This is a genomic window from Sneathiella sp. D3-11 (assembly GCF_055809395.1).
On sequence record NZ_CM147911.1, the window covers coordinates 3,360,288 to 3,372,560 of the forward strand.

Below are 12,273 nucleotides of genomic sequence, written 5' to 3' on the forward strand. Positions count from 1 at the left end.
TGGCCTGATCCTACATGGCAGGACAAGCCAAAATCGACATACAGAATAGCAGCTCTCAACTCAAAGCAATGAAAATGACATTGCATCCGGAGGAACCCATGACCCTACCCACCAAGATGCAGGGCGTTGTCCTCACAGGACATGGCGGACCTGAGGTTCTTGAATGGCGGGAGGATCTCCCCATGCCAAAACCGGGCCCGCAAGATGTTCTGATCCAGGTGTCGGCAGCAGGCGTCAACAATACGGATATCAATACGCGGCTTGCCTGGTACTCCAAGGGAAGTGCCGATAGCGAAGATGCCAGTTGGTCGGGACAACCGCTTTCTTTTCCGCGTATTCAGGGAGCGGACGTCTGCGGGCATATCGTTGCTGTCGGTGACGCTGTCGATTCCGCCCGCGTAGGCGAGAGGGTTTTGATTGAACCCTGTATCCGAGAAGCCGACGGCGACTTGCTGGATCCGCCGTGGTATTTCGGCTCCGAATGTGACGGCGGGTTTGCGCAATATACAAAAGTTGCCGCCCGTCACGCCTATGCAATCGACAGCGAATTAACAGATGTAGAATTAGCTTCCTTTCCCTGCTCCTATTCCACCGCCGAAAATATGCTGACCCGCGCTGGCGTCAAGGAGGGGGAGACGGTTCTGGTGACTGGCGCCTCCGGCGGTGTGGGGTCGGCCACGGTGCAGCTCGCCCGTGCCCGCGGCGCGAAAGTCATCGCAGTGACAAGCCTGTCCAAGGCGCAGGCGATTACTGATCTTGGCGCCGAAAGAATTCTTGGTCGGAACGATGATTTTGTTGCCGAACTTGGCCAAAACAGCGTGGATGTGGTTGTCGACCTCGTTGCGGGTGAGAAATGGCCCACCCTGCTGGATATTCTTAGGCAGGGAGGGCGTTACGCGGTTGCAGGGGCCATTGGCGGACCGATTGTCGAGCTGGATATCCGCACCCTTTATCTCAAGGATTTAAGCTTTTTCGGCTGCACTGTTCTTAACGCCGAGGTCTTCGGCAATCTGGTCCGCCGGATAGAACGCAAGGAGATACGACCGCTGGTGGCCGAGACATTCACCTTGCGCAATATCGGCGATGCACAGGCAGTCTTTGGCGAGAAGGGCTATGTCGGCAAGATTGTCCTGACGGTGCCTTAGGCCATTTTCTCCATCCAGGGGCGCAGATCCATCTCATGAGTCCATGCGGAACGGTTCTGGCTGTGGAGGTTCCAGTAATTCTCGGCGATATCTTCGGGCTGTAAGATGCCATCTTTCTCGCGAAGTGCATAGCGTTCGGGGAAGCGTTCCGCGACAAACTGTGTATCGATGGCCCCGTCGATAATGATATGCGCGACATGAATGCCCTGCGGCCCCAGTTCCCGTGCGAGACTCTGGGCGAGGGCGCGGAGCGAATGCTTGGCGCCGGCGAAGGCAGAATATCCCGCCCCACCACGGATTGAGGCTGTTGCCCCGGTAAAGAGGATGGTGCCTTTTCCACGCGGCAGCATGGCTTTCGCCGCCTCCCGTCCGGTCAGGAAGCCGGCAAAGCTGCTCATCTCCCAAACCTTGCGATACACACGGCTTGTCATCTCGGTAATCGGGAAATTGACATTGCCACCGATATTGAAGATGACGGCCCCAAGCGGGGCGACGTCCTTCTCGATCTTCGCGAACAGATCGACCATTTCTTCCTCATCGCGGGCATCGACACCGAAGGCATGGGCGCTGCCGCCATCCTTGCCAATATCCTCGGCAAGCTTGTTCAGGTCATCGATATGCCGGGCGCGACGGACGATGCAGGTTTCAAACCCTTCGCGGGCAAATCGTCTGGCGATGGCTCCGCCGGTCGCATCTCCCGCGCCGACGACAAGACAGGATTGTTTCGTCATATTATTATCCTTATGTTGACGGTACTGCGCCGAAAAAGGCTAGGCCCTGTGGGGATATCTGTCAATAATCGTTGGCGCTTATCAATGAACATAAGGCTTCAGCTACTTGCTCACCTTTAGGGGTCAGGAAAACAATCTTGCGACGTCTCTCTGCCGGATCTTCCGAAGCGTAAACTAAGTCATGTCCCGGTTTGTTGAGCCGGTGCCATTTCGACAATGCCGCCACATTTCTTGAGCATGAAGCTTGGGAGATACCAAGTGTTTTTGAAAGCTCTTTCATTGTTATTCCTTGCTTATTGGCCACAAGAATTAACGTTGCGGCCATTTGCAGCTGCATCTCCGGATCTATCTTTCGTAGTTCCTCAAGAACTCGTAGTATCTTGTTCAATTCTTTTGACATTTCTTTTCTTTTATATCTCCTTGGAGAACACCAAATGAATGCCACAATATGTACTATAATCCTGTGTAGTGTAAAACTGTCCGTTCCTGTTAGAAAGGAAGCGGAATAAGGATGAGTAGTGATGGCGCGTATCTGGCCAATTAAATTGAGAATTCCGGGTGGACAAGTCCAGCCTGCCTACAGGATCAGCGGTGGTGCGGTAGATCGCAGCCGGCTGGTGCCGTTTCGCTTTGGTGGGCGTGGCTATCGCGGATTTTCGGGGGATACACTTGCCTCTGCGTTGCTCGCCTACGGGATTAACGTACCGGAGAATGTCTCTCTCCTCCGCGGCGGAGAAAAACCTGCCGCCACCCGTCCCGTGACACAGGAACTGTATGACGATCTTGCGGCCCGGCAGCGGACCAACGGCCATTTTCGCCGTTTTCTGCCGGGCTATGCGCCTTCCGCAGAAACGGATGCGGAACTGGAAACAGAATATGTCTATGACCATACGGATTGCCTTGTTGTTGGCAGTGGTCCGGCCGGGTTGACCCTCGCGCTGGAGAAGGCAGAGGCCGGGCAGGATGTAATTTTGGTAGAGAGGGATTTCGATTTCGGCGGCAGTTTGCTTTATGACGATGAATGGATTGATGGCCTTGCGCCCGGCGAATGGCGGCGGCAGGCGCTCGCGCGTCTCTCAGTTCTATCGAATGTCCGGATGCTTTCCCGAACCACGGCCTTACAGAGAATAGGGGAAAGACGTCTTCATGCGGAGGAACGTCCGCAGCGGCATTTATCAACACGCAATCCGCATTTACCGGATCGCCGGTTCCGCCAAATTGAGGCGCGGGAAATGATCATCGAAACTGGATATGAAGATCAGATTTTTTCTTTTCAAAATAATTTATTGCAGGGAATTTTTAATCTAGAATATGCTCTTTCCCTGATCGGTCGCTATGCTGTTTTACCAGGGCATTGTATGGTGCTTTATGTCGGGCATACAGACGGGTATCGGCTCGCGGCGTCGCTGCTTGCGCGAGGGATAAAACCCACTGCGATTATTGATGCGCGCGAAAACGTCCCCTCCGTCTGCCATCATTTCGCGCGCCGTGCTGGCATCCCGCTCTATCCGCATCACCGGGTTGTTCGCGCCATCGGGTTCCGGCATATTCAGGGCATAGTGATCCAAAAGGCGGGATCCGATCCACTTAACCGCGATATCCATCTTGAGTGTGACAGCCTGATCCAGTCAGCAGGCGTTTTCCCGCGCGTCATACCGGAAAACCCTGAAGGGGAGGATATGGTCAATCCAAGGCCGGAAACCCTCTCTCAAATTCGGCGCGGCCCGCTTTATGAGGCGCAGAAGCGAGCGGGGGCTTTGCATCGTCCTTCGCAAGGCTGGCAACTCGCTGCTGCGTACCCTGCAAAAGATGAGACCTTGAAAGCGGCGCGTCATCGGGAGGCACGGGCCGCGTGGACGGATGTTGCCATGGCGGACCTTTCCCATCTTGGCAAGATCGATCTGCAGGGGCCTGATGCGGCTGGATTGCTCGCCCGCGCTTTCGGGGAACGGGCGGAACTTGCGCCGGGGCGGATGCGTCCTGCTTTGCTGACGCAGGAAAACGGAATTGTGCTTGCTTCTGTTCTTGGTTGGTGCCTCGCGCCGCAGCACTTCCTGCTTTCCACGACGGCGGGGTCATTGCTGACCGTGCGCAACCAGCTCGACACTTTGGTGGCCGCTTCGGAAAGGCCACTGCGCTTGCAGATGACGGACGTGACGGATGAATGGGGCGGTGTCGCACTGATGGGGCCGAAGTCGGAAGCTTTGCTGGCCGATAGTCTGCCCATGTCGGTGATGGGGAAGGCGTTACCACGGATGGCGTTCCGCGATTTTACGCAGGATGAATTGCCGATCCGTCTTGCCCGGATCAATCTCGCCATCGGCTCAGGTTTCGAGATTTATACGCGTTCGGGCTATGCGGATATCCTCTGGAACCTGCTGCTGGAGAAAGGAAAAGCGCAGGGTTTAACCCTTGCCGGCACGGCAGCGCGGGAGACTTTGCGGATTGAGGCGGGGCGCCCCGGCCCGCGTGAGATGAACGGCACAGCCACTGCGGCTGACCTCGGCCTTGCGCCACCGGAACGGCTGGAAGGGAGGCATCGCGCTCGGTGGCAGCTTGTCGGATTGAAATCTGTCTCCTATGAGGTGGAGGGGAAGGCGACTCCGCCACTCAGCGTCAGAATGAACCTCTATGAGGGTGACGGCACGGAGGCAACGGGTCCGGGCATCGGGGAGATTACCTCTGCTTGCTACAGCCCCAGCCATGATCGGGAGATTGCGCTGGCGCTTTTGAGTGACGGTCGTGCGCGGGAGGGAACCCTGATCCGCGCCGCCACGGCAGACGGGCAAGCAGTGATCGACGTCAAGGTGCAGTCGCCGCGTGTCCTGCCGCGACGGGAGATAGGCCATGGTTGACCGTAATTCCACCCTACGCGGGGAGCGTATTCATGGACGCTTTGGCAAGCTGGATAAGGTGCCGGGCGTCACTCTTTTGGAGATAAAGGATTTCTCCTATCTGGAGGTTACCCTCTGGGATTGGAAGCAGGACAGCCTTCGCTCCAAACTCGCGGAACTGCTGAGCATTAGCGATTTACCAGAAGAAGGTGGGTCGCAACGGCTGAAAGAGGGGAGGCTACTGCATCTTAGCGAGGACCGGCTTGCCTATCTTGGGGAGGCGGCACCGGCGGATATACTGGAGGTTGCCATCACACCGGAGGAGGGTTGTGTCGTCCCGCTCGGCCATAGTAAATGTTTGCTTCGTCTTGGTGGTCCGCAAGTCGCGGCACTTCTCCGGCGAGGCATCCGCGAAGACGTCCGAGAGAGCGCATTCGCCGTCGGGCAGGTGATGACAACTGATATCGGCGGGATTAATGTCCTGCTGCTGCGGCCGGACAAGGCACATTATGATCTGCTCCTCCCGCGCTCCCACGCGGCGGAACTCTGGCGCTGGCTCACCCGGCGGGCGGCGCAGTTCGGCTATGAGGTATTATAGGCTTTCCAGCGCCTTACGAATGTCCTCTATTCGCGTCTCTGCTGCTTCTGCCTCATAAAGCTCGGCTGTTCCCTTGCCCCAGACCGGGGCGGGCCAGGCGGCATCACTGCGATAGCGGACGATGATATGGACATGAAGCTGCGGTACCATATTGCCGAGCGTTGCAACATTCATCTTGTCCGCCTTGAAGAGCGCTGCCATTGCCTTGGATGCCCCGCGTATTTCCCGCGTTAGCGCGTTGTAGTCGTCATGGGTCAAATCATGGAGATCGACAAGGTCTGCTCGCTCCGGCACCAGGATGATCCAGGGAAAGCGCGCGTCATTCATCAGCAGGACCCGCGAGAGCGGTAAATTCATGATGAGAGAGGTATCTTTGGCAAGCTGGGAATGAAGCTGGAACATCGTCATAATTCCTGCGATAATGGGAAATCCGAAAACTCGATCAGGGTAAGGGAAATCACATGAAACATAAATCGCTTTTTAGCCGCGTGCTCATTCTGTTGGCACCGGTGTTCCTGTTGCTCACCGTGTCTGTGTCGGCGGAACCGACAAAACTGACCTTCCTGCATTTCAATGACATCTATCAACTGTCCGGGGTCAAGGGAAATGGTGGCTTTGCCGAGCTGTCGACCCTGATCAAGGCGGAGAAGGAGCGTTCCCCTAATGCCATTGTTACCTTCGGCGGTGACTTGATCTCACCCTCCATCATGTCGGGCCTTAGCAAGGGAACCGAGATGATCGCGCTGATGAATGCGGTCGGAACTGATATTGCGGTACTCGGCAATCATGAATTTGACTTCGGGCCAGAGGTGACAGCCAAACGGATTGCCGAATCGAACTTTCCTTGGCTCGCCACCAATGTCATCGATGCATCGGGCAAGGTGGCGCTGGGCGCGCAGTCGGCCATGATTATAGAGATGGGCGGGTTCAAGGTCGGCTTCTTTGGTATCCTGACGCCGGAGACGGTTTATCTCTCTCAGCCGGGCAGGGATATCGAGTTCGCTGATGTGATCGAAACATCGAAGGCGGCGGTTAAGTCGCTGCAGGAGCAGGGAGCGGAGATTATTGTCGCGCTCACACATCTTGATCTTTCAAAGGATGAGGACCTGACCGGACAGGTGGAGGGACTTCATGCGGTGTTGGCGGGCCATGACCATGTCGCGGCGACCTTCGTGAAAAACGGCGTATCTGTCATGCAGTCTGGCGCGGACGGGATTTATCTCGGCGTGCTTGACCTTGATGTCGAATGGATTGAAAGTCGCGGCAAGAAGCGCCTCTCGGTTCTGCCAAGCTGGAAAATGTTAGCGACGAAGGGTGTTACTCCGGACCTGGAAATCAAGGCAATCATCGATGATTATGAGGCCGCGCTAGACAAGGAACTTGGCGTTGCCATCGGCAAGACGGCGGTAATGCTGGATACGACGCGGGCCACTGTTCGCAGTGCCGAGGCTGCGTTTGGTAGCTTGATCGCCGATGCCATGCGCGCGGAAGTGAAGGCGGATATCGGCTTTACCAATGGTGGCGGTATTCGAGGTGACCGGCTCTATGATCCGGGCACCACATTAACGCGCAAGGATATCCTGACTGAGTTGCCCTTTGGCAATGTCACCGTCCTTGTGGAACTCAAGGGTGCGAATGTGAAGGAAATGCTGGAGACGGCCGTCTCCAAGGTCGAAGATGTGGCCGGGCGTTTCGGTCAGGTCTCGGGCGTTGCCTTCACCTATGACAAGACCCTGCCTTCAGGGTCCCGGGTAACCGAGGTTATGGTCGGCGGGGCGCCGCTGGATATGGAGAAAACCTATACCGTGGCGACCAATGACTATATCGCCGATGGCGGCGACGGCTATGCGGTGTTGAAGGGCAAGAAACAGCTTATCAACGCCTCGGGCGGAACCCTGATGGCGACGACGGTGATGAATTACATCCGGAGCATGGGGGGCGTCAATAAGGTCACCGGCGGACGTATCACGGCGAAATAGCGCGGCTTAAACAGAAAACTGCAGGCTTCACGCCATTCTTTGTTTTGCTTTGGCGTGAGGCAGGGGTTAATCTGCGATAAAAATATTGACACGGTCCGCTGTGACCGAATGAGAATGGAGAAAGAATGAGCCAGACCACCCCGCCGGATAGTGCCGAAGAGAGCTTTCCTTTTGTGCATTATGCAGAACGTATTCGCGCCGCCGCCGCGGCGAACCCGTCGCTTGACGTTATTAAATGTGAGGGCGAGACGCGGACCTGGGCGGAATTCCTGCCGCGCACCAATATGGTCGCCAATATGCTGGCAAGCCGTGGTCTTGGCCGGGGCGATATGGTGGCTGTCCTCGCGAAAAGCAGCATCGAGTATCTGGAGGTGTTTCTGGGAGCGCTACAGGCCGGGCTTTGCATTGTGCCGCTTTCGGGTATGGCATCCTCCGAGCAGTTGGAAGTGATGATCCGCGATAGCGGCTCGAAACTTGTTTTTGCCTCCAAATCCACCCGCGACTTGATCGAGCCTTTCCGAGGCAAGGTCGACAGTGTTCCGGCGGATGGATATGTCGCTTTCGATTTTGCGGGCGGCGGCTGGACGGCGTACGAAGATCTGATCAAGGGCGCTTCCACTGATCCTCTTTATGTAGATGTGAAGGAGACAGACCCGTTTAACCTGATCTATTCGTCCGGTACGACCGGGGTTCCAAAAGGAATTGAGCAGAGCCAGAAAATGCGCAGCCAGCATGTCGTCCGTCTTGAGGCGCTGGGCGTTCGCGAAGGCGCAGTCACGCTTGTTTCCACGGCGATGTATTCCAACACCACGTTGGTCGCGCTGCTTCCGACCCTTGCACTCGGTGGGCGGATCATTGTCATGCCCAAATTCGACACCGAAAAATTCCTGAAAATTGCGGAGGCGGAGAAGGTTACCCACGCCATGTTGGTGCCGGTACAGTATCAGCGCATCCTCGCTCATCCGGATTTCGACAAATATGACCTGAGTAGTTTCGAAGTGAAACTCTCCACCAGCGCGCCGCTGCGGGAGGGGGTGAAACGCGATATCATCACCCGCTGGCCCGGCAAGATGATTGAGATTTACGGGCTTACCGAAGGCGGTATCGGCACGGCGCTGTCCTGCACGGAATTTCCCGACAAGCTGGCCTCCGTCGGGATGGCGGGCGAGGGGACTGAACTCCGTATCATCAATGAGGCGGGCGACCAGCTTGCGCAAGGTGAAATTGGTGAGATCGTCGGCCGGTCGGACGCCATGATGACCGGATATCACGGGCGAGAAGACCTGACCAATGACATGATCTGGCGTTCTCCCGATGGAAAAGTATTCTTCAAGAGCGGCGACATGGGCCGGTTTGACGAGGACGGCTTCCTGTTCCTGCTGGACCGCAAGAAGGACATGATCATCTCCGGCGGCTTCAACATCTACGCTGCCGATATCGAGGTAGAACTCGCGCAGCATCCTGATGTGGCCGATGTCGCCGTGATCGGTATCCCGAGTGAAGAATGGGGCGAAACCCCGCTCGCGCTTGTCGTGCCAAAGGCGGGATCAAGCCTGGCCGAGGATACGCTGAAAGACTGGGTGAACAACCGCCTTGGCAAGACCCAGCGGATCAGCGGGGTTGAGTTCCGTGACAATCTCCCGCGGAGTACCATCGGCAAGGTCATGAAGCGGGAACTGCGCGTGCCCTATTGGGAAAATGCGTAAGGCCGAGACCGACTGTTAAGGTCGGCTATACCAGCCGTTGGCCGGATGCCACCATCCCCAGCCGCGGCCGTGACCATACACCCATTCATATCTGGGTCCGGGAGCCGCGCTAGGTCCGGGCGGAACATAGCGAACAATTCCATTTGGTCCCGGGCCTGGCGGGGGCGGTGCGGCACAGGCAGATAGCGCCACCATGAGACTGGCTACCAGGGTAAATCTTTTCATACGTAGAACTCCTAATAGTTAATTTACTGTATTCCAAAATCAATCAAAATAGCGATTGCCACTATGGAATAAACCAAATGATAGGCTCTATCAACGATGAAATTTCGGGGTATAAATCCGGTATCCTAGGCACCGCAAATCACCGTTTTACGAATGGTTAATTCTTTTCTGGGATATTCTAATATACGGTCAAATTTTTTGGTCCGGTAATGGAAGATATTCCAGGATTTTTTGAATGAGCGCAGAATCGGATAGCCCGGAAACGGGCCTTAAGCCGTCGATCAAACACCGCCTGAAGGCCTGGTGGGACGGCTATGAGCTGGACGGCGGGAAACAATCCCAAAAATCCAGGGATGATAAGGCGCGTGAGGCCGTCATCGATGCCGGTCCGCCTACCGTCAAGGGGTGGAGCCTCGCCCGACAGCAATCCGTGGTCACCCTCTTCGGGGAGGGGATGACCCGTTGCGTTCCGGATGATGCAAAAACAAAGCTGACGCAACCACTCGGTATCAATAAAGCGTTGAGCGTTGCCGAGCTAGGCAGCGGTCTCGGCGGCTTTTCCCGCTGGGTATCGGAAGAATATGACGCCTATGTCACTGGCTACGACTCAGACCAGATTTTGCAGGATGCTGCCAATGAGATGACGACAATGGCGGGACTTGCACGGAAGGTGAACTTCTTCCATTGCGATTTTGAGAATTTCAACCCCAAACAGCGATCCGCCGATATTGTCTATGCGTCCGAGGCGCTGTTTCCCGTCGCGAACAAAGCGGGTTGTTTTGCGGCTGTATACAAGATGTTGAAGCCGTCAGGCCAGTTCATGATGTCCGACTATATGCTGGAAGGTACGAGCCCCGATGCGCCTGAATTGAAAGCATGGCGCGACGCAGAGCCGATTGGGGCGAACCCCATTGATGTCCAGGAAACGCGCAAGCTGCTGACCGCGGCCGGGTTTGAGGTTAGCATCGCCGAGAATATCACCGTCGAATACAAGGCAAATGTGCTACGTGCTTTTGCGGATTACGCCGCGCGGACGAGTAATGGCGAGAAAAGCGGCCATCTGCATGACTGGATTCTCATTGAAGGTGAACTCTGGATGCGCCGGATCAAGGAAATAGAGGCCGGGCATCTCAAGGTTTTCCGTGTTTATGCCCGCAAACCCGTTGAAATCATCTGATTGACGGCCAACACGGGCAACCGGCAATTTCTTCGCTAAAACAGACCTTTTCCTCATTGACAGGCCGCGCCGGGGTCAGTATGTTCCGGCCTTCAAATTTATTAAGTTGTTAGGATCTGGACAATGAAAGTCTTGAACTCGCTCAAGTCCGCGAAAAAGCGTCATCGCGATTGTCGCGTGGTACGCCGCAAGGGACGCGTTTACGTCATTAACAAAACCAACCGCCGTTTCAAGGCGCGTCAGGGCTAATCTGCCGTCGACGTTACTGGTTCTGTAATGTGGAAAAAACCGTAATGCTCCGGCATTGACGGTTTTTTTGTTTGCCAAGTGTCGGCTTTCCGCCCTATGTCAGGGGAACAGGAAAATCCTGAAGGGGGAGCCGCCATGTTAATGCCGAAGCCAAACGCCGATGTACTGGCAAAGCGCGATGCGCTGGTGGCGGGCTTGCGCCGGATCATTTCCGATCCGGAAGGCGTGATCGACGACAAAGACGATCTCCGTGCCTTCGAATGCGACGGCCTGAGCGCCTACCGCCAACTCCCCATGATTGCCGTCCTGCCCTCGACGGTACGGGAAATTTCCGACATCCTCAAATATTGCCAGGCCGAAGGGGTCAATGTGGTGCCGCGCGGCGCGGGCACCTCGCTTTCCGGCGGCGCCCTGCCGCTCGCGGACGGTGTGCTGCTCGGCCTTGGCAAGTTCAACAAGATCCTTGAAATCGACTATGACAACCGTTGCATCGTCGCGCAGCCCGGCGTCACCAACCTCGCCATTACTGATGCGGTCAAGGCGGATGGTTTTTATTATGCGCCGGACCCGTCCAGCCAGATTGCCTGCTCCATCGGCGGCAATGTGGCGGAAAACTCGGGCGGGGTGCATTGCCTGAAATACGGCCTGACCACCCATAACCTCCTCGGGATCGAGATGGTGACCATGGATGGCGAGATCGTCCGCCTTGGCGGCAAGCATCTCGATGCGGAGGGGTATGACCTCCTTGGCGTAATGACCGGCTCTGAGGGGCTTTTGGGAGTCATCACAGAGGTAACGGTGCGCATTCTCCGCAGCCCGGAACATATCTCGGCGCAGTTGATCGGTTTTCCTTCCAGCGAGCAGGCGGGCGATTGTGTCGGCAAGATCATCGGCGCGGGCATCATTCCGGCAGGTATGGAGATGATGGACCGCTACGCCATTCACGCGGCGGAGGAATTCTGCCACGCGGGCTATCCGCTGGATGTGGAGGCGCTGCTGATTATCGAGCTGGATGGGCCGGAAGTCGAGATCGCCCATTACCAGACCCAGATTGACGCCATCGCCAAGGACTGCGGCGCGACCGTCAGCCAGATCAGCGAGACCGAAGAGGAACGCATGACCTTCTGGGCTGGGCGCAAGGCGGCCTTCCCGGCGGTCGGGCGTATTTCCCCCGATTATATGTGCATGGATGGCACGATCCCGCGCAACCAGCTCCCGAAGGTGCTCAAGCGCATGAACGAGCTGTCGAAACAGTATGGCCTGCGCGTCGCCAATGTCTTTCACGCCGGTGATGGTAACCTGCATCCGCTGATCCTGTTCGATGCGAATAACCCCGGCGAGCTTGAAAAATGTGAGGCCTTTGGCGCGGACATCCTGAAACTCTGCGTCGAGGTGGGCGGCGTGCTGACCGGCGAACATGGCGTCGGGATCGAGAAGCGCGACCTGATGGGGGAAATGTTCTCGGAAGAGGACCTCAAACAGCAGCAGCGGCTTAAATGCGCGTTTGATCCGGACGGGCGGCTTAACCCGGGTAAAGTCTTCCCTGTCCTGCATCGCTGTGCCGAGCTGGGCAAGATGCATGTTCATAATGGCGAATTGCCGTTCCCCGACATCCCAAGATTCTAGGCC

The 12,273-nt window shown here is 56.4% G+C and carries 12 protein-coding genes; 8 read left to right on the forward strand and 4 right to left on the reverse strand.

Annotated elements, in window-relative coordinates; translation table 11 throughout:
- Positions 1-98 precede the first annotated feature (98 nt).
- Positions 99-1,145, forward strand: coding sequence for an alcohol dehydrogenase family protein (locus AC0L73_RS16960; RefSeq protein WP_473654336.1), 1,047 nt, complete (start codon positions 99-101; stop codon positions 1,143-1,145).
- Here the strand turns inward: AC0L73_RS16960 and AC0L73_RS16965 are convergent.
- The gene (locus AC0L73_RS16965) at positions 1,142-1,876 is read right to left on the reverse strand and encodes an SDR family oxidoreductase (RefSeq protein WP_473654337.1); all 735 of its coding nucleotides are present in this window, start codon (positions 1,874-1,876) and stop codon (positions 1,142-1,144) included. The genes AC0L73_RS16960 and AC0L73_RS16965 overlap by 4 nt on opposite strands.
- A gap of 61 nt (positions 1,877-1,937) precedes the next feature.
- A complete protein-coding gene (locus AC0L73_RS16970) occupies positions 1,938-2,276 on the reverse strand; it encodes a MarR family winged helix-turn-helix transcriptional regulator (RefSeq protein WP_473654338.1) in 339 nt (112 codons plus the stop codon).
- A 121-nt stretch (positions 2,277-2,397) separates the two neighbouring features.
- On the opposite strand from AC0L73_RS16970, the gene AC0L73_RS16975 reads away from it, so the two are divergent.
- Both AC0L73_RS16975 and AC0L73_RS16980 read left to right on the forward strand, forming a co-directional pair.
- Complete coding sequence (locus tag AC0L73_RS16975; RefSeq protein ID WP_473654339.1) at positions 2,398-4,731, forward strand: glycine cleavage T C-terminal barrel domain-containing protein; 2,334 nt, start codon at positions 2,398-2,400, stop codon at positions 4,729-4,731.
- On the forward strand, positions 4,724-5,308 hold the full coding sequence (locus AC0L73_RS16980) for a sarcosine oxidase subunit gamma family protein (RefSeq protein ID WP_473654340.1): 585 nt from the start codon (positions 4,724-4,726) through the stop codon (positions 5,306-5,308). The genes AC0L73_RS16975 and AC0L73_RS16980 overlap by 8 nt, the downstream gene beginning before the upstream one ends.
- On the opposite strand, the gene AC0L73_RS16985 is transcribed toward AC0L73_RS16980, so the two are convergent.
- The gene (locus tag AC0L73_RS16985) at positions 5,303-5,710 is read right to left on the reverse strand and encodes an HIT domain-containing protein (RefSeq protein ID WP_227951627.1); all 408 of its coding nucleotides are present in this window, start codon (positions 5,708-5,710) and stop codon (positions 5,303-5,305) included. The two genes, AC0L73_RS16980 and AC0L73_RS16985, sit on opposite strands and share 6 nt — an antisense overlap.
- Positions 5,711-5,769: 59 nt before the next feature.
- Here AC0L73_RS16985 and AC0L73_RS16990 point away from each other — a divergent pair, with 59 nt between their 5' ends.
- Positions 5,770-7,287 (forward strand): bifunctional metallophosphatase/5'-nucleotidase, encoded by a 1,518-nt coding sequence (locus AC0L73_RS16990; protein ID WP_473654341.1) that lies wholly within the window; start codon positions 5,770-5,772, stop codon positions 7,285-7,287.
- 125 nt (positions 7,288-7,412) lie between these two features.
- Positions 7,413-8,993, forward strand: coding sequence for a class I adenylate-forming enzyme family protein (locus AC0L73_RS16995; protein WP_473654342.1), 1,581 nt, complete (start codon positions 7,413-7,415; stop codon positions 8,991-8,993).
- A 15-nt stretch (positions 8,994-9,008) separates the two neighbouring features.
- On the opposite strand, the gene AC0L73_RS17000 is transcribed toward AC0L73_RS16995, so the two are convergent.
- On the reverse strand, positions 9,009-9,218 hold the full coding sequence (locus AC0L73_RS17000; protein WP_473654343.1) for a membrane lipoprotein lipid attachment site-containing protein: 210 nt from the start codon (positions 9,216-9,218) through the stop codon (positions 9,009-9,011).
- Positions 9,219-9,453: 235 nt separating this feature from the next.
- Between AC0L73_RS17000 and AC0L73_RS17005 the strand changes: the two genes are divergently transcribed.
- The 3 genes from AC0L73_RS17005 (at position 9,454) to AC0L73_RS17015 (ending at position 12,270) form a co-directional block, all read left to right on the forward strand.
- A complete protein-coding gene (locus AC0L73_RS17005; protein WP_473654344.1) occupies positions 9,454-10,395 on the forward strand; it encodes a methyltransferase domain-containing protein in 942 nt (313 codons plus the stop codon).
- Between the two features lie 123 nt (positions 10,396-10,518).
- Entirely contained in the window at positions 10,519-10,644 is a 126-nt protein-coding gene (gene ykgO / locus AC0L73_RS17010; RefSeq protein ID WP_161316603.1) for a type B 50S ribosomal protein L36, read from the forward strand.
- 135 nt (positions 10,645-10,779) lie between these two features.
- Positions 10,780-12,270, forward strand: coding sequence for an FAD-linked oxidase C-terminal domain-containing protein (locus tag AC0L73_RS17015; protein ID WP_473654345.1), 1,491 nt, complete (start codon positions 10,780-10,782; stop codon positions 12,268-12,270).
- Positions 12,271-12,273 lie beyond the last annotated feature (3 nt).

Bases quoted from the DNA above. Each gene is read 5' to 3' on its own strand.
- AC0L73_RS16960 (WP_473654336.1), top strand. From the start codon at position 99: ATGACCCTACCCACCAAGATGCAGGGCGTTGTCCTCACAGGACATGGC.
- AC0L73_RS16970 (WP_473654338.1), bottom strand. From the start codon at position 2,276: ATGTCAAAAGAATTGAACAAGATACTACGAGTTCTTGAGGAACTACGA.
- AC0L73_RS17000 (WP_473654343.1), bottom strand. From the start codon at position 9,218: ATGAAAAGATTTACCCTGGTAGCCAGTCTCATGGTGGCGCTATCTGCC.
- AC0L73_RS16990 (WP_473654341.1), top strand. From the start codon at position 5,770: ATGAAACATAAATCGCTTTTTAGCCGCGTGCTCATTCTGTTGGCACCG.
- AC0L73_RS16995 (WP_473654342.1), top strand. From the start codon at position 7,413: ATGAGCCAGACCACCCCGCCGGATAGTGCCGAAGAGAGCTTTCCTTTT.
- ykgO (WP_161316603.1), top strand. From the start codon at position 10,519: ATGAAAGTCTTGAACTCGCTCAAGTCCGCGAAAAAGCGTCATCGCGAT.
- AC0L73_RS17005 (WP_473654344.1), top strand. From the start codon at position 9,454: ATGAGCGCAGAATCGGATAGCCCGGAAACGGGCCTTAAGCCGTCGATC.
- AC0L73_RS16975 (WP_473654339.1), top strand. From the start codon at position 2,398: ATGGCGCGTATCTGGCCAATTAAATTGAGAATTCCGGGTGGACAAGTC.
- AC0L73_RS16965 (WP_473654337.1), bottom strand. From the start codon at position 1,876: ATGACGAAACAATCCTGTCTTGTCGTCGGCGCGGGAGATGCGACCGGC.
- AC0L73_RS17015 (WP_473654345.1), top strand. From the start codon at position 10,780: ATGTTAATGCCGAAGCCAAACGCCGATGTACTGGCAAAGCGCGATGCG.
- AC0L73_RS16980 (WP_473654340.1), top strand. From the start codon at position 4,724: ATGGTTGACCGTAATTCCACCCTACGCGGGGAGCGTATTCATGGACGC.
- AC0L73_RS16985 (WP_227951627.1), bottom strand. From the start codon at position 5,710: ATGTTCCAGCTTCATTCCCAGCTTGCCAAAGATACCTCTCTCATCATG.